Here is a 26315-nt window from a genome sequence, read left to right as displayed (position 1 = left end):
GCAATGAGCAAGAAACACATCGAAGACTGCGTGCGCACCAGTCTGGACAGCTACTTTCGCGACCTGCGCGGCACCGAACCCGACGGCATGTACGAGATGCTCGTGCGCGTGGTCGAGAAGCCTCTGCTCGATGTCGTGATGACGCGCGCGGAAGGCAATCAGTCGAAGGCCGCGCAATGGCTGGGCCTCAACCGAAACACGCTCCGCAAGAAATTGGTCGAGCACAAACTTTTGAAATAACTTCACGGCATACCCATGGCTCAGACCGCACTCATCTCCGTTTCCGACAAGACCGGCATCCTCGAATTCGCCCAGGCGCTGCATGCGCTGGGCATCAAGCTGCTGTCCACCGGCGGCACCGCCAAGCTGCTCGCCGATGCGGGCCTGCCGGTGACCGAAGTCGCCGACCACACCGGCTTTCCCGAAATGCTCGACGGCCGCGTGAAGACGCTGCACCCCAAGATTCACGGCGGCCTGCTTGCGCGGCGCGACCTGCCCGCGCATGTGGCGGCGATCAAGGAACACGGCATCGACACCATCGACCTGCTGATCGTCAACCTCTATCCGTTCGAGTCGACCGTGGCCAAGCCCGGCTGCACGCTCGAGGACGCGATCGAGAACATCGACATCGGCGGCCCGGCCATGGTGCGCAGCGCGGCCAAGAACTGGAAGGACGTGGGCGTGCTCACCGATGCGGCGCAGTACCCCGTGGCGCTCGCCGAGCTCAAGGCCGACGGCAAGCTCAGCGACAAGACCAAGTTCGCGTTCTCGGTGGCTGCGTTCAATCGCATCGCCGACTACGATGGCGCCATCAGCGACTACCTCTCGGCCATCGACTTCGACGCCAGCATCGGCCAGCCCGCGCCGACGCGCTCGCTCTTCCCCGCGCAGAGCAACGGCCGCTTCGTGAAGGTGCAGGACCTGCGCTACGGCGAGAACCCGCACCAGCAGGCTGCGTTCTATCGCGACCTTTATCCGGCGCCCGGCTCGCTGGTCTCGGCGAAGCAGCTGCAGGGCAAGGAGCTCAGCTACAACAACATCGCCGATGCCGATGCGGCATGGGAATGCGTCAAGAGCTTCGACGTGCCCGCCTGCGTGATCGTCAAGCACGCCAACCCCTGCGGCGTGGCCGTGGGCAAGGATGCGAACGAGGCCTACGCCAAGGCCTTCAAGACCGACCCGACCTCGGCCTTCGGGGGCATCATCGCCTTCAACCGGCCGGTCGACTTGGCCACTGCGCAAGCCGTCAACAAGCAGTTCGTCGAAGTGCTGATGGCGCCGGGCTACACGCCCGAGGCGCTCGAGGTGTTCCAGGCCACCAAGGCCAAGCTCAACGTGCGCGTGCTCGAGATCGCGCTGCCGCCGGGCGGCGCCACCGACTGGGACAACGGCCGCAACCAGATGGACGTGAAGCGCGTCGGCTCGGGCCTGCTGATGCAGACCGCCGACAATCACGAGCTCGCCGCGAGCGACCTCAAGGTGGTCAGCAAGAAGCAGCCCACGCCGCAGCAGCTGCAGGACCTGCTGTTCGCATGGAAGGTCGCGAAGTTCGTGAAGAGCAACGCGATCGTGTTCTGTGCCGACGGCATGACCATGGGCGTCGGCGCGGGCCAGATGAGCCGCCTCGACTCGGCCCGCATCGCGAGCATCAAGGCCGAGCACGCAGGCCTGTCGCTGAAAGACACGGCCGTGGCGAGCGATGCCTTCTTCCCGTTCCGTGACGGCCTCGACGTGGTGGTGGATGCGGGCGCGAGCTGCGTGATCCAGCCGGGCGGCTCGATGCGCGACCAGGAAGTGATCGATGCCGCGGACGAGCGCGGCGTCGTGATGGTCCTGTCAGGTGTGCGCCACTTCCGTCATTGAACGGAAGCGCGGTTCGGTGCCCGCTTACTCGTGGGTGCCGAACCGGTATTTCAGCTGGAAGGTGATGGCGCCGTACAGGCGGTTCTTGATCGTCGGCACATAGGCGATGTTGAGACCCCAGTTCTTGCCCTCGATGGCCGCCACCGGAAGGATGGCCGGGAACCAGTTGCCGTTGCGGTAGTTGGGGTAGCCGTCGAAGCCGCCCACCACCGCGCCGAACTTCACGCCGTAGAACTCGAAGGGCAGCACGTACAGGCCGAGGTAGTTCGACTGCCTGCGGTCGCTGTTGCGAAAGGTGCCGCCCGTGATGCGGTAGGTGTCGCTCAGCGGGTACTCGAAGCCCAGCCCGAAGTTGGAATTTTCCAGGCCCTTGCCGCTGTCGAAGTGCGCCGAATAGAAACCCGGGTTGACCCAGATGTTCTTCGGCTCGAAGGCGGACTGCGCTTGCGCCAGGCCGGGTAGAAGAAGAGCAAGAGCAACACTCGATACCGGCAGCAGACGCAGGGCGTTCATGGACTAAGGCGTTCTGAAAATCTCTCGCGCCGCTTCTATGGTGGCTGCGATGTCGTCCTCCCCGTGCGCTGCGCTCACGAAGCCAGCTTCGTAAAGCGCGGGGGCAATATACACGCCGCGATCGAGCAAGCCATGAAACAACGCATTGAACTTGGCGTTGTCGGTTGTCATCACGGTGGCATAGTTTTGCGGCAGGTCCTTCATGAGGAAGAAGCCGAACATGCCGCCTTCGCTGTCGGCGTTGAAGGGCTGGCCTTCCGCGGCTGCGGCGGCCTTCAGGCCATCGACCAGCGAGCGCGTCTTCTTGCCTAGCGCTTCGTAGAAGCCCGGCTTGGCAATCTCCTTCAGCGTGGCCAGACCGCAGGCCGTGGCCACCGGGTTGCCCGAGAGTGTGCCCGCCTGGTAGACCGGCCCCTGCGGCGCGAGCTGTTCCATGATGGCGCGCGGACCGCCGAAGGCCGCGAGCGGCATGCCGCCGCCGATGACCTTGCCGAGCACCGTGAGGTCAGGCTTGATGCCCAGCACGCCCTGCGCGCCATGCAGGCCGACACGAAAGCCGGTCATCACCTCGTCGAAGATCAGGAGCGCGCCGTGCTTCGTGCAGAGCTCGCGGCAGCGCTTGGCGAATTCGGGCGTGGCGCGCACGAAGTTCATGTTGCCGGCGATGGCTTCGATCATCAGGCAGGCGATGTCGTTGCCGTGCAGCGAGAAGGCCTCTTCGAGTTGCTGCAGGTTGTTGTACTCGAGCACGATGGTGTGCTGCACCACCTCGGGCGGCACGCCGGCCGAGGTCGGGTTGCCGAAGGTGGCGAGGCCGGAGCCGGCCTTCACGAGCAGCGCGTCGGCATGGCCGTGGTAGCAGCCCTCGAACTTGATGATGCTTTTACGGCCGGTGGCGCCGCGCGCCAGGCGCAGGGCGCTCATCGCGGCCTCGGTGCCCGAGCTCACGAGCCGCACCATTTCCATCGAGGGCACGAGCGCGAGGATGGCCTCGGCCAGTTCGATCTCGCGCTCGGTGGGGGCGCCGTAGGAGAAGCCTTCGAGCACGGCCTTCTGCACCGCCTCGACCACCGCGGGGTGGCCGTGGCCCAGGATCATCGGACCCCAGGAGCCGATGTAGTCGATGTAGCGCTTGCCGTTGGCGTCCCAGAAATAGGCGCCTTGGGCGCGCTGGATGAAGCGCGGCGTGCCGCCGACGGCCTTGAAGGCGCGCACGGGCGAGTTCACGCCGCCGGGGATCACGGCGCGGGCGCGCTCGAAGAGGGTGTCGTTCTTGTCGGTCATCAATCGATCAGTGTCGGGTGTCGTGAGGGGGGAGGGCAAAGTCCTGGGGCGCGTCGGGGTCGTCGTCGCCCTCGTCGTCCTCGGGCTCGGCCCAGAACAGGCGGTCGGGCAGCACGTGGCCCATGCCGGGGCGGAAGCCCGCGTCCAGGCACCGGTCCATGTAGGCGAGGGCTTCGCTCGTGGCGGCCACCAGGTCGGTGCCGCTCGCAAGCAGGGCGGCCAGCGCTGCCGAGAGCGTGTCGCCCGCGCCGGCGAAGACCGCCTCGAGTCGCTCGTACTTCTCGTTGGCGAGCACCGACTGCGGCGAGGCCAGCACGTTGTCGATGAACTGGTCGGGCAGCACCATGCCGGTCACCAGCGTGTAGGGCACGCCGAACTCGCCGGCGGCCTTGGCGATGTCTCGCGCGCCGGGCGCGCGCTCGCCGCTCCAGTCCGGAAGGAGCCACCGCCACAGCGTGCTGTGGTTTCCGACCAACACTGTTGTCTGCGGCAAAACGAGCTCGCGAAAAGCGTCCAGATAGGCCTCGATCTGGTTTTCGTCCCACCAGGACAGGTTGGGCATGTAGGCCACGACGGGCACCTCGGGATAGTCGGAGGCGGTCTCGGCGATCGTGCTCAGGGCGTCGGGCGTTCCGACGAAACCCACCTTGATCAGCTGGACTTCCACGTCCTCCAGGATGGCCCGCGCCTGCTCGGCGATGGCTTCCTCGTCGAACGCGAAATGGTCGAATATCTCGGCCGTGTCCCGGGCGTAGGCGCCCGTCACCACGGGCAGAATGTGTGCGCCCACCGACGCCATGGCGAGGGCGTCCGCCGCCAGGCCGCCGGCACCGCTCGGATCGCTGGCATTGAAGACCAGCACGCAGGGCGGATTGAGGTCGCGCTCGGCGACCTCTTCGGCGTCCTGCGAGGGGTCGTTAAGATCGCCCGGTTTGCGGGCGTTGTCTGCTGGAAGTAAGTAGATGGTCATACGCCGGGCGGAATCCCCTGGATGGTGGCATAGGCGCGACGTTTATCGCTCGCCAGTGAGATACGCATAGATACACTCGTTGCATTTAATGAACAAGGACTTTAAGCTCCGATGAATACGAAAACTTGGATGTGCCTGATTTGTGGGTGGATCTATGACGAAGCGGTGGGTGTACCGGAAGACGGGATCGCGGCAGGCACGGCCTGGGCCGATGTTCCGATGAACTGGACCTGTCCTGAGTGCGGTGCACGCAAGGAAGACTTCGAAATGGTTGAAATCTGAAAGATTGGCATAGGGCTACGCGATCTGCGTCGATGTACGGCGCGGCGGGCATCCAAGTCTCATGAGCAGGAGCGTTTGCAATGGGCCCGAATGGATCAGGTTACAAGGTGCTGGTCATCGATGACAGCAACACCATCCGGCGCAGTGCCGAGATTTTTCTGAAGCAGGGTGGGCACGAGGTTCTTCTGGCGGAAGACGGTTTCGATGCGCTCTCCAAGGTTAACGACCACAAGCCCCATCTGATTTTCTGCGACATCCTCATGCCGCGTCTCGATGGCTACCAGACCTGCGCCATCATCAAGCGCAACGCCCATTTTTCCAAGGTTCCGGTCGTCATGCTGTCTTCGAAAGACGGTGTATTCGACAAGGCCCGCGGCCGCATGGTCGGGTCGCAAGACTACCTGACCAAGCCTTTCACCAAAGACCAACTGCTGCAGGCCGTGCAGCAGTTTGGCATCGTTCAACAGGAAGTGCAGTAATGCCTATTCGAAAAATCCTCGTCGTCGACGACTCCAAGACTGAATTGGTGTTTCTGACGGACCTCCTCCAGAAGAACGGCTTCGCCGTGAAGACGGCCGAAAACGCCGATGACGCGATGCGCCGCCTGGAAGAAGAGCAACCCGACCTGATCCTCATGGACGTGGTCATGCCCGGCCAGAACGGCTTCCAACTCACGCGCGCCATCGCCCGCGACCCGAAGTACGCGGCCATCCCGATCATCCTGTGCACCAGCAAGAACCAGGAAACCGATCGCGTCTGGGGCATGCGCCAGGGCGCACGCGACTACATCGTGAAGCCGGTCAACGCGGCGGATCTGATGTCCAAGATCAGCGCGCTGGCCTGAGCGGGAGTCGGCTGAGTCCATGGCGAATCGCGACGCACTGAGAGCCTTCCAGTCCCGGCTTGCAAGCCGTCTGCAGGCTGCGCGCACGACAGGCGTGGCCGCGACGTGGCTTGCCGTCGAGGCGGGCGAGGGCAAGTACCTCTTCCCGCTGGGACACGCCGGCGAAATCTTTCCCTGGACGCCGCCGCAGCCCGTGCCCTACACGGAGCCGTGGTTCCTCGGCGTCGCCAACCTGCGCGGCGGCCTCTATGGCGTCGTCCAGCTCTCGGGCTTCGCCACAGGCGGGTCCGGCGCACTGGCCGCCACCGAGGCGGCGCGCATCCAATCGCGGCTCGTTGCGTTCAACGAGCTGCTCGAAGTCAACTGCGCATTGCTGGTCGACCGACTGGCGGGGTTGCGGGGCGCGGAGGCCTTCACGGCTTCCGAACCTCCGGGCGCAGAAGCACCTGCGTGGCATGGGCATCTGTACACCGACGCAGCAGGGGAGCGCTGGCAGGAAGTCAACCTGCAAGCGCTCTCGCAGCAACCCCAGTTTTTGAGTATTGGTGCTTAGTGCCTTGGCACGCAGCACTGGCAACCACCTGAAGGACCGACCGTGAGCTCGATCGCCGACAAGTTCAAGAAATTACTGCCCGTGAGCAACGGGAACGACAAGGCCCGCGTCGACGGCTCCGGTTCGATATCGCTCGACGATGTCGACACGGTTCAGGTTCCGGACGAGAAAACCGTGCGCATCGCCAGAAAGGGCGAAAGCGCCTTCGCCGCTGCGCCTGTGCCCACCGGCTTCGCCGATGGCGACGGCCTGGCCGGCGGCGAGAACCCCGACGCGGCGGCGCTCGAGGCCATCCCGGCCGCGGGCCGGACAGGCTCCAGCCAGGCAAAGCAGCAGCGGATCCTGGCCATCCTGCTGGCCGTCACGGTGCTGCTGCTGCTCCTGGTGGCCGGCTCCGCCATTCTTCGCGCGGAACGCCTCGCCCAGCAGGTGGCAGCCACCGGCCAGTCGCTGATGCAGTCGCAGCGTCTGGCGAAATCGATCTCCCAGGCCCTCGTCGGCAGCGCCTCGGCGTTCGTCGAAGTGAAGGACAGCGCCGACGACCTGACGCGCCGCGTCTCGGGTCTGACCAACGGCGACGACGCATTGCGCCTCGAACGCGTGGGCAACCAGTACGACGAGGAGATGAACAAGATCAATCCTCTCGTTGCACGCGCCGACACCAGCGCCAAGGCCGTGCTGGCCCAGCGCCAGATCCTGACCCAGGTGGGTGCCGCCTTGCGCGACATCAACCAGCAGTCGTCCACGCTGCTCGAAATGACGGAAACCGTCGCGTCGCTGAAGATGCAGCAGAACGCCACGCTGCCCGAAATCTCGGCCGCCGGCCAGCTCGTGATGCTGACGCAGCGCATCGGCAAGTCGACCAACGAATTCTTCACGGTCGAGGGTGTGAACCCCGACGCCGTGTTCCTGCTCGGCAAGGATCTGAACACCTTCCAGGAAACCACCCGCGGCCTGCTCGACGGCAATGCGCAACAGCGCTTCCCCGGCTCGAAGGACCCGCAGACGCGCCAGCAGCTCGAAGCCATCCTGAAGACCTACGAGCAGATGCGCACGCAGGCCTCCGCCATTCTGGGCAACCTGCAGGGTCTGGTGGCGGCGCGCGAAGCGCAGGCGTCCATCCTGACCGACAGCGAACCGCTGCGTAAGTCGCTCGGCGACCTGCAGGACAAGCTCTCCGCCCGCACGGGCCTGGGCGCCGGCACCATCGTGCTGCTGTTCGTGCTGTCGCTGGCCGCCCTGGCCCTCGCCGGCGCCATCGGTTTCGTGCAGGTGCGCGAAGGCCGCGAACGTGCCGCAACTGCCGAACGCGAGCGTCTGGCTGCCGAGCAGACTTCGGAAGAAGCCGGCCGCATCAACAACGCCAACCAGGCCGCCATTCTTCGGCTGATGAACGAACTGCAGACAGTGGCCGAAGGCGACCTGACGCAGGAAGCGACCGTGACCGAGGACATCACCGGCGCCATCGCCGACTCGGTGAACTACACGGTGGAAGAACTGCGTTTGCTGGTGGGCAACGTGCAGAACACGGCAACTCGTGTGGCGCAGACGACGTCGCAGGTGGAAAACACCTCGACCGAACTGCTCGCCGCCTCGACCGAACAGCTGCGCGAAATTCGCGAAACCGGCCAGTCGGTGCTGACCATGGCCGAGCGAATCAACGGCGTGTCCACGCAGGCGCAAGAGTCCGCCACGGTGGCGCGCCAGTCGCTGCAAGCCGCATCGTCGGGTCTGCAGGCCGTGCAGAACGCCATCGGCGGTATGAACTCCATCCGCGACCAGATCCAGGAAACCTCCAAGCGGATCAAGCGCCTGGGCGAGTCGTCGCAGGAAATTGGCGAAATCACCGAGCTGATCTCGGACATTACCGAACAGACGAACGTGCTGGCGCTGAACGCCGCCATTCAAGCGGCGTCCGCTGGTGAAGCCGGTCGAGGCTTCTCGGTGGTGGCGGAAGAAGTTCAGCGACTGGCCGAACGCTCCGCAGACGCCACGCGCCAGATTTCGGCGCTGGTGAAGGCGATTCAGACCGACACGCAGGATGCGGTGGGCGCCATGGAGCGTTCCACGCAGGGTGTGGTCGAAGGGGCTAAGCTGTCCGACAACGCGGGTACCGCGCTGACCGAGATCGACCGCGTGTCGCGCCGCCTCGCCGAGCTGATCGAGCAGATTTCGCAGTCCGCCTCCCGCGAAGCCGATTCGGCCAACGTGGTGGCCGCCAACATCCAGCACATTTTTGCGGTGACCGAGCAGACCGGTGAAGGTACGCGGACCACGGCCCAGCAGGTGCGCGAGCTCTCGCAGATGGCGGAAGAACTGCGCCGCTCGGTAGCCCGTTTCAAGATTGCCTGACGACAACAGATAGATAAGAACGGCGAGCAACCACGTGTCGATTCAAACCCCTGCCACGGCCCCCATCGCCGGCAACCTGCCGGCCACCGAAGACCTCGGGCCGTTGGCCTGGGTGCTGGGAGAAATCCAGAAATCCCTCGACGGTGTGGGCAAGTCGTTGCGGCGCTTCGTGCGCGACGTGGGCAGTGCAACGGAGCCCGAGAGCGGCCCGCTGCAGATGGCCCGCCAGCAACTGCACCAGGCCGTCGGCGCGCTGCAGATGGTGGGGCACTCCTCGCCGGCGCTGGTGCTCGGCGCCATTGAATTCGCGGTGCAGGGCTTCATTGCCGAACCGCAGCGCTGCACCGACAGCGCCGTCCTGAAGATCGAGCGTGCCGGCTTCGCCGTCACCGATTTCCTCAGTGCACTGCTGGCCGGCAAGCCCGTGTCGTCGGTCGCACTTTTCCCCCAATACCGCGATGTGCTGGAACTGGGCGGCAACGAGCGCGTCCATCCGGCCGATCTCTGGAGCACCGCCTGGCGCTGGGTCGAGGTCAAGCCTGCGCTCACGCAGGCGGCCGTCGCCTATGACCCTTCCGTGCGTTCGCGGCTCGACCGCGAAGTGCTGCAGCTGGTCAAGGCCGGCGACATGCAGGCCGCCAAGAACCTGCAGGGCCTGTGCCTGGGGCTCGGACGCGGCGCGCTGCTGCCCCGCGTCGCCAGCTTCTGGACCCTGGCCGCGGGCTTCTTCGAAGCGCTGTCGCTCGGCCTGATTCCCGCCGACGCCTACGTCAAGCGCGCCGCCACGCGCGTGCTGCTGCAATACGCCACGCTGGCGCGCGGCGACAGCCTGGTGTCCGATCGTCTCGGCCAGGACCTGCTGTTCTTCTGCGCACAGGCCGTGCCCACCGCCCGCGACGAGGCCGCCACGCTGCGCACCGTGCGCAGCGCCTGGGGCGTGGCCCACGAGCAGCGCATCGACTACACCGTCGAGCAGTTCGGCCGCTTCGATCCGCTGGTGCTCACGCAGGCGCGCAAGCGCATCGAGACCGCCAAGGAAATGTGGTCGGCGCTCTCGGGCGGCGACATCACCCGCACGCGCCAGGTGGCCGACACCTTCGCGCAGCTGGGCGAATCGCTGCAGAAGCTGCACCCGCCGAGCCTGCCGATGGTCGAGGCGCTGTCGCATGCCGTCGAGGCGCTGTCGCATGCCGTCGAGGCTTCCGTGAAGTCGGGCCAGCCGCCCGACACCGAACTGGCGATGGAAGTCGCCACCTCCGTGCTGTACCTGGAGGCCGCGCTCGAAGACCTCGATCCGAGCGATCCGCAGCTCACCTCCCGCACGCTGCAGCTCGCGGGCCGCATCGAACGTGTGCGTGCGGGCGGCCATTCCGAGCCGCTTGAGCCGTGGATGGAAGACCTGTACCGCCGCGTGAGCGATCGCCAGACCATGGGCACCGTGGTCGACGAGTTGCGCAGCCACCTGAGCGAGCTCGAGAAGTCGCTCGACCAGTACTTCCGCCGCCCCGCCGAAAAGGGGCTCCTGCGCACCGTGCCGACGCAGCTCATGCAGATGCGCGGCGTGTTCTCCGTGCTCGGCCTCGACCAGGCCGCGCTTACCGTGCAGCGCATGCGCGACGACGTCGAGGCCATGCTGGTCAGCACCTCGCCCGCCGAGGAAATGGCCGGCTTCGACGCGCTGGGCAACAACCTGGGCGCGCTGGGCTTCCTGATCGACATGCTGGGCTACCAGCCCGCGCTGGCCAAGCGCCTGTTCGTGTTCGACGCCGAAGCCGGCGAACTCAAGCCGCTCATGGGCCGCCAGGCGACGGACAGCCACGAAGGCGAAGTCGCGACTCCCGTGGCCGAGCCCGTGCTCAGCATCGAGGAAGTCGACGCCCAGATCGCCTCGAAGCTCGCCGCGCTCGCCACGCCCGCCAGGAAGACCAAGCCGACGCCGCTCGAGGAATTCAGCCGCAAGGCCGAGAGCTGGACCTCCAAGATCACCGGACCGGGCGCATTGCCCGACACCGAGGTCACTGAGCTCGAGGAAGACGATCTCCAGAACATCTTCCTGGACGAAGCCCGCGAGGTGGTGCACAACGGCCTGGCCGCGATCACCGAACTGGGCAGCCATCCGGACGACATCGAAGAACTCACCATCCTGCGCCGCGCGTTCCACACGCTCAAGGGCAGCTCGCGCATGGTCGGCCTCACCGACTTCGGCGATGCCGCCTGGTCGCTCGAGCAGGTGCTCAACACCTGGCTGGCCGACCAGCGTCCCGCCACCCCGGAGATGCTGTCCGCCACCGAGCGCACGCTGCGCGACTTCGGCCAGTGGGTGGAAGCCATCGCCTCGGGCGAATCGCATTCCTGGCAGGCCGGCCCGTTCAGCCGCGTGGCCGATGCGCTGATGGCCGGCGAGCCCGTGCCGCCGCCGGTGCGCGTGGCCGACGCCGAGCAACTGGCCGTGGCTGCCCGCCACATTGCCGCGGAACCCGAGCTGCCGCCGCTGCCTGACCTGTCGTTCCTGCCCGACCTCCCGGTGCAGGCTGCGCCCGAGCCGTTCCCCGAACTGCCCGCGCTCGAAGAGCCGCAGAAGCCCGTGTCCGCGGACGCGGACGACGACTTCACGTCCACCGACTTCATCGATTTCGAGACGAAGCAGCCCACCTCGCCCGCACCGTTGGCGGCGCTGCCCACCGGTGACGACTTCGATTTCCTGGCGCCCGCGAAGACGCCGGCGCCCGCCGAGCCGGCCGCTGCGCCACTCGTCGAGCCCGAAGCGGGCATCGAGGCGACCGTGCCGACCGCCGCCAGTCTGCCCGACTTCGCCTGGGATCTGAACCCGCTGCCCGTGCCGGCGAACGAGCCCAAGGCCAACGACATGGCTCTGCCGCCGCTGGAAGCGCCGGCCGCGCTGCCTGAACTCGAGCTGACACTGGATCTGGAACCCGAAGCCGTGGCCGCTGAAGTCGCTGCCCCGGTCGAAACGCCCGCCGAATCACCGGTCGTGGTGGTCGAAGAAGAGACGCCGGAGCCCGTCGTCGCACAAGAAGCTGCTGTTGCGGATGTGGCGGAAGTCGTCGAGGAAGAAGCCTCGACTTCTGCCAGCGCCGAAGACCAGGTCAAGGTGATCGGTCCGCTGCGCATCGGCATCGCGCTCTACAACGTCTACCTCAACGAAGCCGACGAATGGTCCAGGCAACTGGCCACCGACGTCGGTGAATGGGCCCTCGAATCGCACGAGCGCCTGCCCGACTCGACCATCGCCCTTGCGCATTCGCTGGCTGGCAGTTCAGCCACCGTCGGCTTCCACAGCCTCTCTGGCATGGCGCGCCTGCTCGAATCGGCGCTGCAGCATCTGCAGATGCAGGGCAGCGGCACGCGTGAACAGGGCGTGGTGCTGGTCGCAGCGGCCGACGAGCTGCGCCGCCTGCTGCATCAGTTCGCCGTGGGGTTCCTCCGCGATCCGGCCGAGGGCACGCTGCAGGCACTGCGCGACATCGCGGCGGCACCCATGCCGCTCGAAGCCGCCGTGCGCAGCGAAGTCCGGCCGTTCCAGCAGATCGTGTCCACCAGCGACGGCATGGCCGACGTGGCACTGGACGATTCCGAAGACGCAATCGACCTCGCCGATGCGGTCGACGCCGACCTGTTCCCGATCTTCGAGGAAGAGGCCGCCGACCTGATGCCCCAGCTGGGCGAAGCGCTCCGCCAGTGGTCGCACCATCCCGACGACAGCGCGCCGCGCGCCTCGGTGCTGCGCACGCTGCACACGCTCAAGGGCAGCGCGCGCCTGGCCGGCGCCATGCGCCTGGGCGAACGCGCGCACCGCATGGAGTCCGAGATCGAAGTCCTGGGCTCCCAAGGCGCGGAGCGGGCCGACATCGAAAAGCTGCTGACCCGCCTGGACGCTCTGCAGGCCACCTTCGACGCGCTGCGCGCGGCCGACGATGCCACCCAGGCCGAAATGGCCCAGTTGGTGGCCGCGGCCACCGCGCCTGTGCCGGCGGTTTCCGTGGCCCAGGTTGCGGCAGCCGACGTCGGTGTGCCCGCGAACGACGAAGAAGCCTCTCCCGTCGAACCGGGCGAAGCCGCTGCGGCCGCCGAATCGGCCGTCACGATGCTGCAACCGCGCCCGGCGCCCGCACTGCTCGCGCCCCTGCGCGCCGCATCGGGCCAGGCCGTGCGCATCCGCACCCAGCTGCTCGACCGCCTGGTCGCGCAGACCGGCGAGGTCATCATCACGCGCTCGCGCCTGGAAGCCGAACTCGGCCAGCTGCGCGGGTCGCTGTCCGACCTCACGGGCAACCTGGACCGCCTGCGCCAGCAGCTGCGCGACATCGAAGTGCAGGCCGAAAGCCAGATGCAGTCGCGCCTGGCACAAGCCAAGGACTCGCAGCAGAGCTTCGACCCGCTCGAGTTCGACCGCTTCACCCGCGTGCAGGAACTCACGCGCATGATGGCCGAGTCGGTGAACGACGTGGCCACCGTGCAGCGCACGCTGCAAAAGACGGTGCAGGCGACGGAAGACGATTTGAGCGTGCAGGCACGCCAGACCCGCGAACTGCAGCGCGGCCTGCTGCGCACGCGCATGGTGGAGTTCGAAGGCATCTCCGACCGCCTCTACCGCGTGGTGCGCCAGGCGTCCAAGGACACCGGCAAGCAGGTGCGCCTCGACATCGTCGGCGGCTCCATCGAAATGGACCGTGGCGTGCTCGACCGGATGACGCCCGCCTTCGAGCACTTGCTGCGCAACTGCGTGGCGCACGGCATCGAGGATTCGGCGGCGCGCGAGAAGGCCGGCAAGGAGGCCAGCGGCCTCATCGTCATCGACCTGCACCACGAAGGCAACGACGTCTCGGTGAGCTTCCGCGACGACGGCGCCGGCCTCGACCAGAAACGCATTGCCGAGCGCGCCCGCGCACTCGGGCTGCTGGCGGGCGACCAGGAACTCACGCCGGAAGAAGCCACCGAGCTGATCTTCAAGCCCGGCTTCTCGACGGCCGGACAAGTCTCCGAACTGGCAGGCCGTGGCATCGGCATGGACGTGGTGCGCGCGCAGATCTCGGCGCTCGGCGGCCGCATCGAAACGCACAGCACGGCCGGCCAGGGCACCACCTTCAAGCTGGTGCTGCCGCTGACCACCGCCGTGACGCACGTGGTGATGCTGCGCGCCGGCGAGGTGTCGATCGGCGTGCCGTCGAACCTGGTGGAGCTGGTGCAACGCGTGGCCGGCGCCGACCTGGAGGCCGCCTACCTGCACAACAGCCATCCGTTCGGCAGCGAACAGGTGCCGTTCTACTGGGCCGGTGCGTTGCTGCAGGCCTCGGCCCGCAGCGAGCATGCCGGTGCCAAGAACAACACCCTCGTGATCGTGCGAAGCGCGGCACAGCGCGTTGCGCTGCACGTGGACGAAGTGCTGGGCAACCAGGAAGTCGTGGTGAAGAACCTCGGCCCGCAGCTCGCGCGGCTGCCCGGTCTGGCCGGCATCTCGGTGCTGGCTTCGGGTGCCGTTGCGCTGATCTACAACCCGGTGGCGCTGGCAGCAGTGCACGGCGAACAGGCGCGCCAGCGCCAGGCCGCCGCACTCGCGGTGCCGGCGCACGCGGCTTCCTCGGCTTCGGCCGACCAGGGCGCGCCGCAGGAACCGATGCCGGTGCTGGCCCCGGTGGCGCCGCAGGTGCCGCTGGTGCTGGTGGTGGACGACTCCATCACCGTGCGCCGCGTCACGCAGCGCCTGCTGCAGCGCGAAGGCTATCGCGTGTCGCTCGCGGCCGACGGCCTGCAGGCGCTCGAACGCCTCCAGCAGGAGCGCCCGTCGGTGGTGCTGTCGGACATCGAGATGCCGCGCATGGACGGCTTCGACCTGGCCCGCAACATCCGCGCCGATGCCGCACTGGCCGAGCTGCCGATCATCATGATCACCTCGCGCATCGCCGAGAAGCACCGCGACTACGCGCGCACGCTGGGCGTGAACCACTACCTGGGCAAGCCCTACTCGGAAGAGGAACTGCTGCGCCTGGTGCGTGCGTACACCACCGAGCCGACGCTCGCGGCTGCCGCCTGACGCGCTCCGGCGCTCTCCAAAAAAAGGCCCTTCGGGGCCTTTTTTATTTCTGCAGCGCCTTGGCCCGCGCCACCCCGTAGCGCTGCAGCGTCTTCTCGCGTGCCTCGGCATGGTCCACCACGGGCATCGGATAGGTCTCGCCGAGCTGGATGCCCGCGGCCTCCAGCTCCACCGGCGACGCCGTCCACGGGGCATGGATTGCCGCGTTCGACAGCCCCGCCAGCTGCGGCAGGTAGCGGCGGATGAACTTGCCCTCGGGGTCGAAGCGCTCGCTCTGCGTCACCGGATTGAAGATGCGGAAGTAGGGCTGCGCATCGCAGCCGCTGGAGCTCGCCCACTGCCAGCCGCCGTTGTTGGAGGCCAGCTCGAAGTCGTTCAGGTGCAGCGCGAAATAGCGCTCGCCCCGGCGCCAGTCCAGCCCCAGGTCCTTGCACAGAAAGCTCGCCACCACCATGCGAAGGCGGTTGTGCATGTAGCCGCTCTGGTTGATCTGCAGCATCGCGGCATCGACCAGCGGATAGCCGGTGCGGCCCTCGCACCAGGCGTCGAAGAGTTGGTCGGCGTGCTTGCCGTGGTGCCACTGGATCTTGTCGTACTCGGGGCGAAAGCTCTTGGATTCGCCGTCTTTGTGCACGTGCGGGAAGTGCGTGAGGATCTGGAAGTAGAAGTCGCGCCAGATCAGCTCGCTCAGCCACGTCGCCGCGCCCGCGTTGCCCTGCAGCGAGAGCTGGTGCGCCACGCTCGCCACCTGGCGAATCGACACCGTGCCGAAGCGCAGGTGCACGCCCATGTAGCTGGGGCCGCGCACCGCCGGGAAATTGCGCGCCTCGTCGTAGCGGTCGATGCGCTCGAAGAAATCCTCGAACAGCACGCCGGCGCCGAGCGCGCCTGTCGGGATCTCCAGCGTCCCGAGGTTGGTCTTCTCGAAGCCCAGCTCGCCCAGCGAGGGCATCGGCTCCCGGTAGGCCTGCGGCGGCGGCACCAGCGCATCCGCGTGGCCGCGCACCGGGTAGGGCTTCAGGAAGAACGAATCCACCTTCGCGAGCCAGGCCCGCTTGTAGGGCGTGAACACCGTGTAGGGCTGGCCGGTCTTGGTCATGACCTCGTCGCGGTCGAAGACGGTCGAGTCCTTGTAGGTGTGGAAGGCGATGCCGGCGTTGGCCAGCGCGCCGAGCACCTTGGCATCGCGCTCCAGCGCATCGGGCTCGTCGTCGCGGTTGGCGAACACGGCCTGCACGCCCAGGTCGCTCGCGAGCGCGGGGATTTCCTGCACCGCGTGGGAGTGCCGCACGATCAGCCCGCCGCTCAGCGCGCCCAGCTCCGCCTGGAGCTCCAGCAGCGATTCGCGGATGAATTCCACCCGCCTGTCGGCGCTGGGCAGTCCCTCCAGGATCGCCTTGTCGAACACGAAAACGCAGACCACCTGGCGGCAGGCCCGGAGGGCCCGGTAGAGCGCCGCGTTGTCGTCCACGCGGAGGTCTCGGCGGAACCACATGAGCCCCTTGGGGTAGGTCTTGTCGACGGCCAGTAAAATGGGTGGCATATGGCCGCCGATTCTGCCCCGATGAACCTCACGCATCACTTTTTGATAGCGATGCCCGGGATGGAAGACAAAACTTTCAACCGCAGCGTCGTGTACCTCTGCGAACACAGCGAGCGCGGTGCGCTCGGCCTGGTGATCAACAAACCCAGCGACATCAACCTGAAGGTGCTGTTCGAGAAGATCGAGCTCCACTTGACCCGCCCCGAGCTGGGCGAAGCCCCCGTCTTCCAGGGCGGCCCGGTGCAGACCGAGCGCGGTTTCGTGCTGCACGAACCCGTCTTCGCCCATGCCGAGAAACCCGAGGAATCGGTCTACGCCTCGACCATGACCATTCCCGGCGGCCTGGAAATGACCACTTCCAAGGACGTGCTGGAGGCCCTGGCCACCGGCGCCGGCCCCCGCAAGGTGCTGGTCTCGCTGGGCTATTCGGCCTGGGGCGAGGGCCAGCTGGAGTCCGAACTGGCCGAGAACAGCTGGCTCACCGTGAGCGCCGACCCGGCCGTGATCTTCGATACGCCGATCGAGCAGCGCTACGACAGGGCGCTGCTGCTGCTGGGCCTGGAGGCCTGGAAGCTGTCGCCTGACGCCGGACACGCATGAGCGCCGTCATGCCAGACGCCCCAGCCCCAGCTCCTGCCAATTCTTCCGTTCCCGTTCCCGTTCCCGTCCCGTCCCATTTCCAGACCTTCCTGGCCTTCGATTTCGGCCTGAAGCGCACCGGCGTGGCCAGCGGCAACCGGCTGCTTCAAACGGCCACCCCGCAGGCCACCATCAAGGCTGAGGGCGATGCCCGCTTCGCCCAGGTCGAGGCCCGCATCAAGGAATGGCAGCCCGACGCGCTGGTGATCGGCGTGCCCTACCACCCTGACGGCGCGCCCCACGAGAACACCCGCCGCGCGCAGAAGTTCGCGCGCCAGTTGCGGGGCCGGTTCAACCTGCAGGTGTTCGAGGTCGACGAGCGCTACAGCACCACCGAGGCGCTGTCGTCCGGGGCAAAAGATGCCGATGCCGCCTCCGCCTGCATCATCCTGGAGCAATTTTTGAGGAGTCTCCCGTGAGTTCCATTTCCGCCATTCCCGATGCCGAAGCGCTCTACACAGGGCTGCTGGCCGGCGTGAGGGCGCTGCTGCGCCCTGAAACCAAACTGGTCGGCATCACCTCCGGCGGCGCCTGGCTGGTCGAGCGGCTGCAGAAAGACCTGGGCCTGCCCGGCGCGCCCGGCGTCATTTCGTCGGCGATGCACCGCGACGACTTCGCGCGCCGCGGCCTCTCGGCCAGCGCGCAGACCTCGCTCCCCTTCGATGTGAACGGCACCGACGTGCTGCTGCTCGACGACGTGCTCTACACCGGTCGCACCATCCGCGCGGTGCTCAACGAGCTGTTCGACTTCGGCCGCCCCGCCTGCGTGCGGCTCGCCGTGTTGGTCGACCGCGGTGGCCGCGAACTGCCCGTGGCCGCCGATTTCGCCGCTGCCAGGCTCACGCTCCCGGATACGCAACTCCTCGCGCTCGCCCGCGCCAACGACGGCGCCTTCAGCCTCAAGGTGGAGGAAAGCAAGTAATGCTCTACAAGCGAAATCCGCAGCTCAACAAGAACGGCGAGCTCATCCACCTGCTGTCGATCGAGGGCCTGCCCAAGGACATCGTCACGCACATCCTGGACACCGCCGCCAACTTCACCAGCGTGAGCGACCGCGAGGTGAAGAAGGTGCCGCTGCTGCGCGGCAAGAGCGTGTTCAACCTGTTCTTCGAGAACAGCACGCGCACGCGTACCACCTTCGAGATCGCGGCCAAGCGCCTGAGTGCCGACGTCATCAACCTGGACATCGCGCGCTCCTCGGCCACCAAGGGCGAGTCGCTCCTGGACACCATCGCCAACCTGAGCGCCATGGCCGCCGACCTGTTCGTGGTGCGCCACAGCGAGTCGGGCGCGCCCTACCTGATCGCGCAGCACGTGGCACCGCATGTGCACGTGGTGAATGCCGGCGACGGTCGCCACGCGCACCCGACGCAGGGGCTGCTCGACATGTACACGATCCGCCACTACAAGAAAGACTTCGCGAACCTCACGGTTGCGATCGTGGGCGACGTGCTGCATTCGCGCGTGGCGCGCTCCGACATCCACGCGCTCACCACGCTGGGCTGCGCCGAAGTGCGCGTGGTCGGCCCGAAGACCCTCGTGCCCGGCGACATGGCCGGCATGGGCGTGCGCGTGTGCCACACGCTCGAAGAAGGCATCAAGGACTGCGACGTCATCATCATGCTGCGCCTGCAGAACGAGCGCATGAGCGGCGCGCTGCTGCCTTCGTCGCAGGAGTTCTTCAAGACCTACGGCCTCACGCCCGAGAAGCTGCAGCTGGCGAAGTCGGACGCGATCGTGATGCACCCCGGGCCCATCAACCGCGGCGTGGAAATCGACTCCGCCGTGGTCGATGGCAAGCAGAGCGTGATCCTTCCGCAGGTCACCTTCGGCATCGCGGTCCGCATGGCCGTGATGAGCATCGTGGCAGGAAACGAAGCATGAGCAGAACACTGATTACCAACGGCCGCGTCATCGACCCCGCCTCGGGCACCGACAGGAAGACCGACATCGCCATCGCCGACGGCAAGATCGCCGGCATCGGCAACCTGCCCGCCGGCTTCAAGGCCGACCGCACCATCGACGCCGCAGGCTGTGTCGTCGCACCGGGGCTCGTCGACCTCGCCGCGCGCCTGCGCGAGCCGGGCTACGAACACGAAGGCATGCTCGAAAGCGAAATGGCCGCGGCCATCGCGGGCGGCGTGACCAGCCTCGTGTGCCCGCCCGACACCGACCCCGTGCTCGACGAGCCCGGCCTGGTCGAGATGCTCAAGTTCCGCGCCGAGAAGCTGCAGTGCGCGCGCCTCTTTCCGCTCGGCGCGCTCACGCGCAACCTGGCCGGCGGCGTGCTCACCGAGATGGCCGAGCTCACCGAGGCCGGCTGCATCGGCTTCAGCCAGGCCGACGTGCCGCTGGCCGACACCCAGGTGCTGCAGCGCGCGCTGCTCTACGCCAGCACCTTCGGCTACACCGTGTGGCTGCGTCCGCAGGACCGCGACCTCGGCAAGGGCGTGGCCGCCAGCGGCCCGCTCGCCACGCGCCTGGGCCTCTCGGGCGTGCCCGTGTCGGCCGAGACCATCGCCATCTTCACCATCGTCGAGCTCATGAAGAGCACCGGTGCACGCGTGCACCTGTGCCGCATCTCCAGCGCCGCGGGCGTGTCGCTGGTGCGCGCGGCCAAGGCGCAGGGGCTGCCGCTGACCTGCGACGTCAGCATCAACTCGCTGCACCTGGCCGACACCGACATCGGCTACTTCGACAGCCGCGCGCGTCTGAACCCGCCGCTGCGCCAGCAGGGCGACCGCGATGCGCTCTCGGCCGGCCTGGCCGACGGCACCATCGACGCGCTGGTGTCCGACCACACGCCCGTCGAGGCCGACGCCAAGACGCTGCCCTTCGCCGAAGCCGAACCCGGCGCCACCGGCCTCGAACTGCTGCTGCCGCTCGCGCTGCAGTGGGGCGAGCGCAGCGGCGCGGGCATCGCGCGGGCGATCGAGGTCATCACCTCCGCGCCGGCGCGACTGCTGGCCACGGCCGACGCGGGCACTGGCATCGGGCGCCTCGTCGAAGGCGGCGTGGCCGATCTCTGCGTGATCGATCCGGCGCTCGAATGGCAGGTCGAGCCCGATGCGCTCAAGAGCCAGGGCAAGCACACGCCGTTCGCCGGCTACCCGGTGCAGGGCCGCGCGCGCCACACGCTGGTCGCGGGCCGCGTCGTCCACGGTTAAAAAGAAGGAAACCCGCCCTCCATGGTTCATTCGCTGAAGGCCTGCTGGCGCTTGCTGCACGCGGTGGGGCATGCGCTGGCCGGGTGGTGGACGATCCGCTTCACATTTCCCGGCCTGTCGCAGGCCGAGCGCAATGCGCGCGTGCAGGAATGGTCGCGCCGCATGCTCGAGATCATGGGCATCACGCTCAAGGTGCAGGGCACGCCGCCGCCCGCGGGGCCGGTGCTGCTCATCAGCAACCACCTCTCGTGGCTCGACATCACCGCCATCCATGCGGCGCGCCATGTGCGCTTCGTGTCGAAGTCGGGCGTCAAGCACTGGCCGCTGATCGGCACGCTCTCCACCGGCGCGGGCTCGCTCTATATCGAGCGCGAACGCCGCCGCGATGCGCTGCGCGTGGTGCACCACATGACCGAGGCGCTGCGCGAGGGCGACCTGATCGGCGTGTTCCCCGAGGGCACCACCAGCGACGGCCGCGGGCTGCTGCCGTTCCATGCCAACCTGCTGCAGGCCGCGATCTCGTCAGGCGCGCCGGTGCTGCCCGCCGCGCTGCGTTTTGCCGATGCCGCCACCGGCGAGACCAGCCAGGCCCCGCGCTACATCGACGACGACAACCTGATCACCTCGCTGTGGAACACGCTGCGCGCACCGCCGCTGCTGGCCATCGTGCGCTTCGGCGAACCGCAGGATTCGCACGGCCGCGAGCGCCGGGCCTGGGCGCAATCGCTGCATGAAGACGTGCAGCAGCTGCGCCGCGAGACGCACTGAGCTGCCCCCTCAAAAAAAAGCGCCCTCGAAAGGGCGCTTGAACGGCGCACGGATGCGCCGTGAGGAGGAATCGGGATCGAGGATGTCTTGGGTTTCTGGTGGTCAGAGAATGCCGAAGACCTTCAGTCCGATGATCACGATCAGCGGTACGCCGCAGAGCCAAAGAATGATGCTTTTCATGATCGAGGTCTCCGTGAGGTAAGTAGGCCTCTACATTCGCCGTGCATTCGGCCGGCGCTTGCGGGAGAAGGCAAACCGTGCGCGTGGGCGCCTGCCTACAAGCCCCGGACGACGAAGAAGCCGATCGCCACCAGCCAGGACAGCGCCAGCGCCACGCAGAGCCACAGGCCCCATTCGGTGAGCCTCTGGAGGAGTGGCGAGGTGTCTTCGTGGAGGTCGCGCCTGAACAGCGCAAGAAGCGCCTGCCCGCCGTTCATGGCGGGCAGCGGCAGCAGGTTCAGCGCGGCGAGCTTGGCGGCGACCATGCCCACGAGCGGCACGAAGCTCTGCTGCGCGGCGAAGGCACGGGCGCCGTCGATCAACCCCTGCGCGGAGCCGAGCGGCGAAAGCCCGCCGGCCACGATCTGCACGAAGCCATGGCCGATGCTGGCCAGCGCAGAACCGGGGTGAAGGAGCAATGCGACCAGTGCGAGCGAGGCGGCACCTGCCAGCGGCAGGAGCACCTGCACCGCGCGCGGCTTGTGGTCGAAGGCGTCATGGACATCGCCGTGCTCGACGGGCGCCTCGTCGGTTGTGTCTTCGGACCGCGTGTCCTTGAAGGTGACAGCGCCGCCGAAGGGCAACGCGCGGAGCTGGAAGATGCCGAAAGAAAACAGCACCGGTCCGAAGCCCAGCGAAACCAGTCGGACCGCAATGCCCAGCCAGTGGCCGAGGGCCGCCATGACAGAGACATGGAGCGCCGCCAGGAGGGCGATGGCGGCAATGAACTTCAGCGCGATAAGCATGGCCCACGGATGGTAGCGGGCCCTCGCAGCGGAAGATCAATCAGTCGCGATCTTCGTAGTAGCGCCGATGCTGCTCGCGCTCCCACTGCCGGCGGCGCCATTCACGGCGCTCCGCGCGGCGTTCTTCCCAACGCTCGGCGCGACGCTCTTCCCAGCGGGAGCCCGGCTCGTAGTACACGGGCGCGGGCGTCGAATAAACCGGTGCCGGGGGCTGGTAGTAGGTCGGCGCCGGCCGTGAGTAAACGGGTGCGGGCTCGTAGTAGACCGGTGCCGGTTGGCCGACGACCAGGCCGGGCAGGTTGACGCCGACGGACCAGTGGGTCTCCGCGTTGGCTGCTGCACCGGCGAACAAGGCGCCTGCGGCCACGATGCCTGCGGCGGCCAGCTTGAGAACGGTTCGGGGAATGGACATTTCATCTCCTGAAGCGGGCGGGAAACAGCCCGGATGAGACCTCCAACGTCCGTCCGCACGAGCTCGCTCACATCGCCAACGTGAAGTACCGTTCCCAAATGTCACGAGGCTTGGCGAATGAATGCAATCTTCTACCCCCAGAACGCGTCTTCCGCCGCTTGATCTTCCGAGAACAGCCACACCTCGCAGATGCGCCCGCCGTCGATGCGCAGCACGTCCACTCCCGACATCGCCATCGACGCCCCCGGCTTCTCCGCACGAAAGTGCAGCGGCGTCGCGACCTGGTCGCCCTGCGCCATCAGCGGTCCGACGCTGTCGATGCGAAAGCTCCCGCCGCTGCGCTCCATGAAGCGCCCCAGCAGGCCATAGACAGCCTCCTTGCCCCGGTACGTGCCCGACAGGCTGCCGTTGCCCGGCTGGTGCCAGACGATGTCGTCCGCGAAAATTTTGCCGACCGTTTCGAAGTCGCCCTTGGCGACGGCGTCGAAGTAGCTGCGGACGAGTTCGATGTTTTTCTGTGGGGTGGTGTTCGTGTTCATGGCGCGGACAATAGCCACCCGCATCCCCTCCCGCAAGAACGCACCCCAACGTGCCCAAGGCACCCCGAAGTGACCATGGACGAACAGCGACAAGACCCGCAGCGACCCCGGGCCCCGGCGTGGAACCCGTACCTCGCCACCTGCCCGACGCGGCAGGTGCTCGACTGCATCGCCGACAAGTGGGCCGTGCTGGTGCTCGGGCTGCTGCTCGGTGGCACCCGACGCTTCGGTGAACTGCGCCGCGACATCCAGGGCGTGTCGCAGAAGATGCTCACGCAAACGCTGCGCTCGCTGGAGCGCGACGGCATCGTCCGCCGCGATGCCTACGCGACCGTGCCGCCGAAGGTGGAGTACTCGCTGACGACACTGGGCGAGTCGCTCGCGACCACGCTGGACGAACTGCGCCTCTGGGCGGAGCGCAACATCGAGGGCGTGCTCCGGCATCGGGAGACGTTCGACGCGGCGGCGGGGGAAAGTGTCTCGGCGTCAGCGAAGGGTCGCTGAATTGCAGCTTCGTTCATTCATTCACGCCACACCATCTCTGGACCTGCCTCACATGACTCCTGTCGTCATCTACCCCAGCCGCCTGCGCGTCAGCCTGCTCCTCGTGGGCGCCGTCCTGTTCGTTGCGGGAGGCATCTGGCTGCTGATGCATCCCATCCGGGGTGACGAGGTCATGGGCTGGGTGATCGGCTGGGCAAGCATCGTCTTCTTCGGCGCGGTCGCGCTGTTTGCGTTGAGCCGGCTCGTCTCGAGAAAGCCGGCGCTCGCGATCGATCACACGGGCATCACCGACAACGCATCAGGGCTGTCGGCCGGCTTCATCCCCTGGTCCGACATCGTCGATGCGCAGATCGTGAATTTCCAGCAGCAGAAGTTTCTCGGGCTGTCGTTGCGCAACCCGCAGGACTATCTGGCCAAGGCGTCTCCCTTCAAGCGCATGTTGATGAAGGCCAATTCGTCGCTGGTGGGCTTCGTCATCAACATCCCCCGGATCGCCTTGCCCGTGACCCTGGAAGAAGTGCTGGCGCACATCGAGCGCTTCAGGCAAGGCGCAGCGCGCAGGTAAACCTTAGTTCGGGTATCCCGCGCAGGGATATGCCCCGAATTTGCCCAGCGGTGCGCATTGCTGAATCATGGCTGCCATGAAAGAGATCCGCCTGGGCTGGGCGCTCAACGTCAGCCACCTCAAGCACCAGATTCAAGCGGCCGCGAGCTGGAAGCGCGAAACGGCCGCGCTGCGCCGCGACCTGGAGATCATGGTCGAGGTGGGCAACGAGGTCTTCGGCGAAGGCACGCACTGGATCGAGGAACGGACGGTGCCTGAGCCTCGATGAATGAATGAATGAATGAATGAATGGCGCTGCCGAGTTCAGGCTCAGGCCTGCAACTCCGGGAGGCTTCCATGTGTCCGGGCTCCCCTGCGCGCGATGACCGCATGCGTCGCCTCCGCCAGCACCAGCGCCGCCAGGATCATGGCCGCGCCGATCAGGCTGAGGTAGTGCCTGTCGATGAACAGCAGCACGAGCCCGCCCAGCATGCTCGAACAGGCGAGGCCGCCGTAGGTGGCCGTGTTGTTCAAGGCCAGCAGCAGCGGCGCCACCTTGGGTGCGATCTTCACCAGCCGATGCTGCTGCGGCACGATGACGGCCCAGCCGCAGAAGCCCCACAGCACCAGCGAGACGACGGTGCTCGCCATGGACGCCGAAGCCCACGGCAGTGCGCAGAACACGGTGATGGCGATCGCCAGAGACGCGTTCATCACGCTGCGGCTCCCGAAGCGGTCCACGAGCCGGCCGGCGAACAGGTTCCCCACGGTGGCCGACACGCCCCAGACCAGCAGCACGGTCGCGAGGGTCCGTTCGCTGCCGCCCGTTGCGCGGTCGAGCACGAGGCCTGCATAGGTGTAGACCATCAGCAAGCCGCCGTTCGCGAACACGTTGGTCAGCAGGGCCAGCGCCACGCGCGCGTCGCCGATCGGCGCGAAGCGCTCCCGCAGGCTGATGCGCTCGGGCGGGCGCACCGAGTTCAGCAACCACCACACGGCCAGCATTGCGGCGAGTCCGAGGGCTGCCACGAACCACAACGTCATTCGCCAGCCGCCCAGCCCGCCGATGAACGTGCCCAGCGGTGACCCGAGGGCCGTCGCGCCCGCGAGGCCCGCGGTCACGATCGACAGCGCGTAGCCCCTGCGCTCCGGCGGGGCGATGGCGGACGCAACCCCGAGCGCCGTCGGCGAGAACATCGCCGCGCCCAGGCCCGCCAACGCGCGGCTGAGAAGCACGGTGTTCAGGTCGGTCGCCATCGCGGTGATGGCATTGCCCACCACGAAGATGCCGAGCGCGACAACCAGCATCGGCTTGCGAGGCCATCCGCCGCCCACCGCCGCCATCACCGGCGCGAGGATGGCGAACGACAGCGCATACACCGCCACCATCTGGCCGGCCAGGCTGACGGAGGTTCCGAGCGAAGCGGCCACGCTGGGCAGGATGCCGGCAACGACGAAGTTGTCGGTGCCCATGGCGAACATGCCGAGGGCCAGAACGATCAATCGAGGATCCATGATCTTGTTGGGTCAAATTGCGATGTTCGGCGCATGGCGCGTGGAAGGGAACTGATGGTTCTTCACGAGGACAGTGCAGGCCGTGCACTTTCCTCTGGCCCATTGCTCGGCATCGATGCCCGCTGCGCATCGGGGTGGCCGTTGAACGGCGTGCAATATGGAACTGCAGAACCATCAGTTCCGTTCATTGCATGCCTCGCCCATGATCGCGCCCTGTCATTCAGCAGCAGGAAACGAAACCATGGCGGCCGATACCCTCATCGAAGAACCAGACGCGGTCCAGGCGACCGCCGAATGGTCCCAGGAGGCGATCGCGCAATGCGTGGCGACCGTCGTGCGCTCGCGCCGGGCGACACGTGCCTTTAAGGCGCAGCCGCTGGGCCGCGAAATCGTGGAAGAGATCCTGGCGGATGCGGCGCACGCCCCGAGCGGCGCCAACATCCAGCCCTGGCGTGTGTACGTAGTCAGCGGCGCGGCCAAGAACGAACTGACCGACGTGCTGGTTGCCGCGTCCCGCGCCGGAACCGCACCGGCACCCGAGCATTTCCCCGAGCCGCTGCCGGACACGTACCGCGCGAGGCTCATGGACTTCGGCGCGCGCTACTACGCATCGCTAGGCATCGAGCGCCACGACACGCCCGCGCGCACACGCCAGACCGAGCGCAACTACGCCTTCTTCGGCGCGCCGGTGGGCCTCATCTTCAGCATCGACCGCCGGTTGAAGGCGCACAGCTGGATCGACCTGGGCCTCTTCGCGCAGAGCGTGATGATCGCCGCGAAGGCGCGCGGCATCGACACCTGCCCGCAGGTCGCGTTCGCGCAGTTCCATGAGCCGATCGCGGCGCACCTGCGCATGTCGCCGGAGGAGGTGACGGCCTTCGGCATGTCGATGGGTTACGGCGACCCGGAGGCCGAGGTCAACCAGGCAAGGATGCCGCGCGAGCGCGTGCAGGACTTCGCCCGGCTCCTGGGCTTTGCGGCCTGAGCCTTTCGACCGTTTCACCAA

General features: G+C 67.1%; 26 protein-coding genes. 18 read left to right on the top strand and 8 right to left on the bottom strand.

All coding sequences use genetic code 11. The features are described 5' to 3' along the window. Window positions 1–3: 3 nt before the first annotated feature. Both GNX71_RS28930 and purH read left to right on the top strand, forming a co-directional pair. Entirely contained in the window at window positions 4–240 is a 237-nt protein-coding gene (locus tag GNX71_RS28930) for a Fis family transcriptional regulator (protein ID WP_007838304.1), read from the top strand. 15 nt (window positions 241–255) lie between these two features. Beyond that, the gene (purH, locus tag GNX71_RS28925) at window positions 256–1863 is read left to right on the top strand and encodes a bifunctional phosphoribosylaminoimidazolecarboxamide formyltransferase/IMP cyclohydrolase (protein ID WP_206175599.1); all 1608 of its coding nucleotides are present in this window, start codon (window positions 256–258) and stop codon (window positions 1861–1863) included. Between the two features lie 24 nt (window positions 1864–1887). On the opposite strand, the gene GNX71_RS28920 is transcribed toward purH, so the two are convergent. Genes GNX71_RS28920 through GNX71_RS28910 form a run of 3 tightly spaced genes read right to left on the bottom strand, consistent with a single transcriptional unit; the run spans window position 1888 to window position 4630 of the window. Then, window positions 1888–2376: a hypothetical protein gene (locus GNX71_RS28920; protein ID WP_206175598.1), complete on the bottom strand. Its 489-nt coding sequence runs from the start codon at window positions 2374–2376 to the stop codon at window positions 1888–1890. Between the two features lie 3 nt (window positions 2377–2379). Beyond that, a complete protein-coding gene (gene hemL / locus GNX71_RS28915) occupies window positions 2380–3660 on the bottom strand; it encodes a glutamate-1-semialdehyde 2,1-aminomutase (RefSeq protein WP_206175597.1) in 1281 nt (426 codons plus the stop codon). Window positions 3661–3667: 7 nt separating this feature from the next. Continuing rightward, on the bottom strand, window positions 3668–4630 hold the full coding sequence (locus GNX71_RS28910; protein ID WP_206175596.1) for a bifunctional hydroxymethylpyrimidine kinase/phosphomethylpyrimidine kinase: 963 nt from the start codon (window positions 4628–4630) through the stop codon (window positions 3668–3670). Window positions 4631–4741: 111 nt separating this feature from the next. Here GNX71_RS28910 and GNX71_RS28905 point away from each other — a divergent pair, with 111 nt between their 5' ends. The 6 genes from GNX71_RS28905 (at window position 4742) to GNX71_RS28880 (ending at window position 14713) form a co-directional block, all read left to right on the top strand. Further along, on the top strand, window positions 4742–4912 hold the full coding sequence (locus GNX71_RS28905) for a rubredoxin (protein WP_007838397.1): 171 nt from the start codon (window positions 4742–4744) through the stop codon (window positions 4910–4912). 80 nt (window positions 4913–4992) lie between these two features. Further along, the gene (locus GNX71_RS28900; protein WP_013543588.1) at window positions 4993–5391 is read left to right on the top strand and encodes a response regulator; all 399 of its coding nucleotides are present in this window, start codon (window positions 4993–4995) and stop codon (window positions 5389–5391) included. Further along, window positions 5391–5756 (top strand): response regulator, encoded by a 366-nt coding sequence (locus tag GNX71_RS28895; RefSeq protein ID WP_042581921.1) that lies wholly within the window; start codon window positions 5391–5393, stop codon window positions 5754–5756. The genes GNX71_RS28900 and GNX71_RS28895 overlap by 1 nt, the downstream gene beginning before the upstream one ends. Window positions 5757–5775: 19 nt before the next feature. Then, on the top strand, window positions 5776–6309 hold the full coding sequence (locus GNX71_RS28890; protein ID WP_206175595.1) for a chemotaxis protein CheW: 534 nt from the start codon (window positions 5776–5778) through the stop codon (window positions 6307–6309). A gap of 42 nt (window positions 6310–6351) precedes the next feature. Then, window positions 6352–8661, top strand: coding sequence for a methyl-accepting chemotaxis protein (locus GNX71_RS28885; RefSeq protein WP_206175594.1), 2310 nt, complete (start codon window positions 6352–6354; stop codon window positions 8659–8661). A gap of 34 nt (window positions 8662–8695) precedes the next feature. Continuing rightward, window positions 8696–14713, top strand: a complete 6018-nt coding sequence (locus GNX71_RS28880) for an Hpt domain-containing protein (RefSeq protein WP_206175593.1) — start codon at window positions 8696–8698, stop codon at window positions 14711–14713. 43 nt (window positions 14714–14756) lie between these two features. Here the strand turns inward: GNX71_RS28880 and GNX71_RS28875 are convergent, their stop codons facing one another. Next, the gene (locus tag GNX71_RS28875) at window positions 14757–16256 is read right to left on the bottom strand and encodes a deoxyribodipyrimidine photo-lyase (RefSeq protein ID WP_206175592.1); all 1500 of its coding nucleotides are present in this window, start codon (window positions 16254–16256) and stop codon (window positions 14757–14759) included. Between GNX71_RS28875 and GNX71_RS28870 the strand changes: the two genes are divergently transcribed. Genes GNX71_RS28870 through GNX71_RS28845 form a run of 6 tightly spaced genes read left to right on the top strand, consistent with a single transcriptional unit; the run spans window position 16257 to window position 20830 of the window. Next, window positions 16257–16856, top strand: a complete 600-nt coding sequence (locus GNX71_RS28870) for a YqgE/AlgH family protein (protein WP_206175591.1) — start codon at window positions 16257–16259, stop codon at window positions 16854–16856. An 8-nt stretch (window positions 16857–16864) separates the two neighbouring features. Further along, complete coding sequence (gene ruvX / locus GNX71_RS28865) at window positions 16865–17314, top strand: Holliday junction resolvase RuvX (RefSeq protein ID WP_206175590.1); 450 nt, start codon at window positions 16865–16867, stop codon at window positions 17312–17314. A gap of 5 nt (window positions 17315–17319) precedes the next feature. Next, window positions 17320–17817 carry a bifunctional pyr operon transcriptional regulator/uracil phosphoribosyltransferase PyrR gene (pyrR, locus tag GNX71_RS28860; protein ID WP_206179750.1) on the top strand — a complete coding sequence of 166 codons (498 nt, stop codon included), beginning with the start codon at window positions 17320–17322 and terminating at the stop codon, window positions 17815–17817. Continuing rightward, window positions 17817–18779: an aspartate carbamoyltransferase catalytic subunit gene (locus GNX71_RS28855; protein ID WP_021012477.1), complete on the top strand. Its 963-nt coding sequence runs from the start codon at window positions 17817–17819 to the stop codon at window positions 18777–18779. The genes pyrR and GNX71_RS28855 overlap by 1 nt, the downstream gene beginning before the upstream one ends. Next, window positions 18776–20062 carry a dihydroorotase gene (locus tag GNX71_RS28850; RefSeq protein ID WP_206175589.1) on the top strand — a complete coding sequence of 429 codons (1287 nt, stop codon included), beginning with the start codon at window positions 18776–18778 and terminating at the stop codon, window positions 20060–20062. Before GNX71_RS28855 ends, GNX71_RS28850 begins: the two co-directional genes overlap by 4 nt. A 21-nt stretch (window positions 20063–20083) precedes the next feature. After that, window positions 20084–20830: a lysophospholipid acyltransferase family protein gene (locus GNX71_RS28845; protein ID WP_206175588.1), complete on the top strand. Its 747-nt coding sequence runs from the start codon at window positions 20084–20086 to the stop codon at window positions 20828–20830. A gap of 275 nt (window positions 20831–21105) precedes the next feature. Here the strand turns inward: GNX71_RS28845 and GNX71_RS28840 are convergent, their stop codons facing one another. From GNX71_RS28840 to GNX71_RS28830, 3 genes are all read right to left on the bottom strand, one after another. Beyond that, window positions 21106–21795 carry a site-2 protease family protein gene (locus GNX71_RS28840; protein ID WP_206175587.1) on the bottom strand — a complete coding sequence of 230 codons (690 nt, stop codon included), beginning with the start codon at window positions 21793–21795 and terminating at the stop codon, window positions 21106–21108. 40 nt (window positions 21796–21835) lie between these two features. Then, window positions 21836–22207, bottom strand: coding sequence for a hypothetical protein (locus tag GNX71_RS28835; RefSeq protein WP_206175586.1), 372 nt, complete (start codon window positions 22205–22207; stop codon window positions 21836–21838). A gap of 131 nt (window positions 22208–22338) precedes the next feature. After that, window positions 22339–22746, bottom strand: coding sequence for a nuclear transport factor 2 family protein (locus tag GNX71_RS28830; RefSeq protein ID WP_206175585.1), 408 nt, complete (start codon window positions 22744–22746; stop codon window positions 22339–22341). 75 nt (window positions 22747–22821) lie between these two features. Here GNX71_RS28830 and GNX71_RS28825 point away from each other — a divergent pair, with 75 nt between their 5' ends. From GNX71_RS28825 to GNX71_RS28815, 3 genes are all read left to right on the top strand, one after another. Further along, a complete protein-coding gene (locus GNX71_RS28825; protein ID WP_206175584.1) occupies window positions 22822–23250 on the top strand; it encodes a helix-turn-helix domain-containing protein in 429 nt (142 codons plus the stop codon). Window positions 23251–23302: 52 nt separating this feature from the next. Then, a complete protein-coding gene (locus GNX71_RS28820; RefSeq protein ID WP_206175583.1) occupies window positions 23303–23815 on the top strand; it encodes an STM3941 family protein in 513 nt (170 codons plus the stop codon). 67 nt (window positions 23816–23882) lie between these two features. Further along, on the top strand, window positions 23883–24083 hold the full coding sequence (locus GNX71_RS28815) for a hypothetical protein (RefSeq protein WP_206175582.1): 201 nt from the start codon (window positions 23883–23885) through the stop codon (window positions 24081–24083). Between the two features lie 41 nt (window positions 24084–24124). Here the strand turns inward: GNX71_RS28815 and GNX71_RS28810 are convergent, their stop codons facing one another. Next, complete coding sequence (locus GNX71_RS28810; RefSeq protein WP_206175581.1) at window positions 24125–25309, bottom strand: MFS transporter; 1185 nt, start codon at window positions 25307–25309, stop codon at window positions 24125–24127. 241 nt (window positions 25310–25550) lie between these two features. Here GNX71_RS28810 and GNX71_RS28805 point away from each other — a divergent pair, with 241 nt between their 5' ends. Beyond that, a complete protein-coding gene (locus tag GNX71_RS28805) occupies window positions 25551–26294 on the top strand; it encodes a nitroreductase (protein ID WP_206175580.1) in 744 nt (247 codons plus the stop codon). Window positions 26295–26315 lie beyond the last annotated feature (21 nt).

Source organism: Variovorax sp. RKNM96 (assembly GCF_017161115.1).
Taxonomy (GTDB): Bacteria; Pseudomonadota; Gammaproteobacteria; order Burkholderiales; family Burkholderiaceae_C; genus Variovorax.
The sequence above is the reverse complement of the archived record's forward strand: the minus strand, read 5'-3'. Positions and strand labels throughout refer to the sequence as shown.

What these genes read in the sequence shown, in the direction of transcription:
- GNX71_RS28930 (WP_007838304.1), top strand. Translation starts at nt 4, where the DNA reads ATGAGCAAGAAACACATCGAAGACTGCGTGCGCACCAGTCTGGACAGC.
- purH (WP_206175599.1), top strand. Translation starts at nt 256, where the DNA reads ATGGCTCAGACCGCACTCATCTCCGTTTCCGACAAGACCGGCATCCTC.
- GNX71_RS28920 (WP_206175598.1), bottom strand. Translation starts at nt 2,376, where the DNA reads ATGAACGCCCTGCGTCTGCTGCCGGTATCGAGTGTTGCTCTTGCTCTT.
- hemL (WP_206175597.1), bottom strand. Translation starts at nt 3,660, where the DNA reads ATGACCGACAAGAACGACACCCTCTTCGAGCGCGCCCGCGCCGTGATC.
- GNX71_RS28910 (WP_206175596.1), bottom strand. Translation starts at nt 4,630, where the DNA reads ATGACCATCTACTTACTTCCAGCAGACAACGCCCGCAAACCGGGCGAT.
- GNX71_RS28905 (WP_007838397.1), top strand. Translation starts at nt 4,742, where the DNA reads ATGAATACGAAAACTTGGATGTGCCTGATTTGTGGGTGGATCTATGAC.
- GNX71_RS28900 (WP_013543588.1), top strand. Translation starts at nt 4,993, where the DNA reads ATGGGCCCGAATGGATCAGGTTACAAGGTGCTGGTCATCGATGACAGC.
- GNX71_RS28895 (WP_042581921.1), top strand. Translation starts at nt 5,391, where the DNA reads ATGCCTATTCGAAAAATCCTCGTCGTCGACGACTCCAAGACTGAATTG.
- GNX71_RS28890 (WP_206175595.1), top strand. Translation starts at nt 5,776, where the DNA reads ATGGCGAATCGCGACGCACTGAGAGCCTTCCAGTCCCGGCTTGCAAGC.
- GNX71_RS28875 (WP_206175592.1), bottom strand. Translation starts at nt 16,256, where the DNA reads ATGCCACCCATTTTACTGGCCGTCGACAAGACCTACCCCAAGGGGCTC.
- GNX71_RS28870 (WP_206175591.1), top strand. Translation starts at nt 16,257, where the DNA reads ATGGCCGCCGATTCTGCCCCGATGAACCTCACGCATCACTTTTTGATA.
- ruvX (WP_206175590.1), top strand. Translation starts at nt 16,865, where the DNA reads ATGCCAGACGCCCCAGCCCCAGCTCCTGCCAATTCTTCCGTTCCCGTT.
- GNX71_RS28855 (WP_021012477.1), top strand. Translation starts at nt 17,817, where the DNA reads ATGCTCTACAAGCGAAATCCGCAGCTCAACAAGAACGGCGAGCTCATC.
- GNX71_RS28850 (WP_206175589.1), top strand. Translation starts at nt 18,776, where the DNA reads ATGAGCAGAACACTGATTACCAACGGCCGCGTCATCGACCCCGCCTCG.
- GNX71_RS28845 (WP_206175588.1), top strand. Translation starts at nt 20,084, where the DNA reads ATGGTTCATTCGCTGAAGGCCTGCTGGCGCTTGCTGCACGCGGTGGGG.
- GNX71_RS28840 (WP_206175587.1), bottom strand. Translation starts at nt 21,795, where the DNA reads ATGCTTATCGCGCTGAAGTTCATTGCCGCCATCGCCCTCCTGGCGGCG.
- GNX71_RS28835 (WP_206175586.1), bottom strand. Translation starts at nt 22,207, where the DNA reads ATGTCCATTCCCCGAACCGTTCTCAAGCTGGCCGCCGCAGGCATCGTG.
- GNX71_RS28830 (WP_206175585.1), bottom strand. Translation starts at nt 22,746, where the DNA reads ATGAACACGAACACCACCCCACAGAAAAACATCGAACTCGTCCGCAGC.
- GNX71_RS28825 (WP_206175584.1), top strand. Translation starts at nt 22,822, where the DNA reads ATGGACGAACAGCGACAAGACCCGCAGCGACCCCGGGCCCCGGCGTGG.
- GNX71_RS28820 (WP_206175583.1), top strand. Translation starts at nt 23,303, where the DNA reads ATGACTCCTGTCGTCATCTACCCCAGCCGCCTGCGCGTCAGCCTGCTC.
- GNX71_RS28815 (WP_206175582.1), top strand. Translation starts at nt 23,883, where the DNA reads ATGGCTGCCATGAAAGAGATCCGCCTGGGCTGGGCGCTCAACGTCAGC.
- GNX71_RS28810 (WP_206175581.1), bottom strand. Translation starts at nt 25,309, where the DNA reads ATGGATCCTCGATTGATCGTTCTGGCCCTCGGCATGTTCGCCATGGGC.
- GNX71_RS28805 (WP_206175580.1), top strand. Translation starts at nt 25,551, where the DNA reads ATGGCGGCCGATACCCTCATCGAAGAACCAGACGCGGTCCAGGCGACC.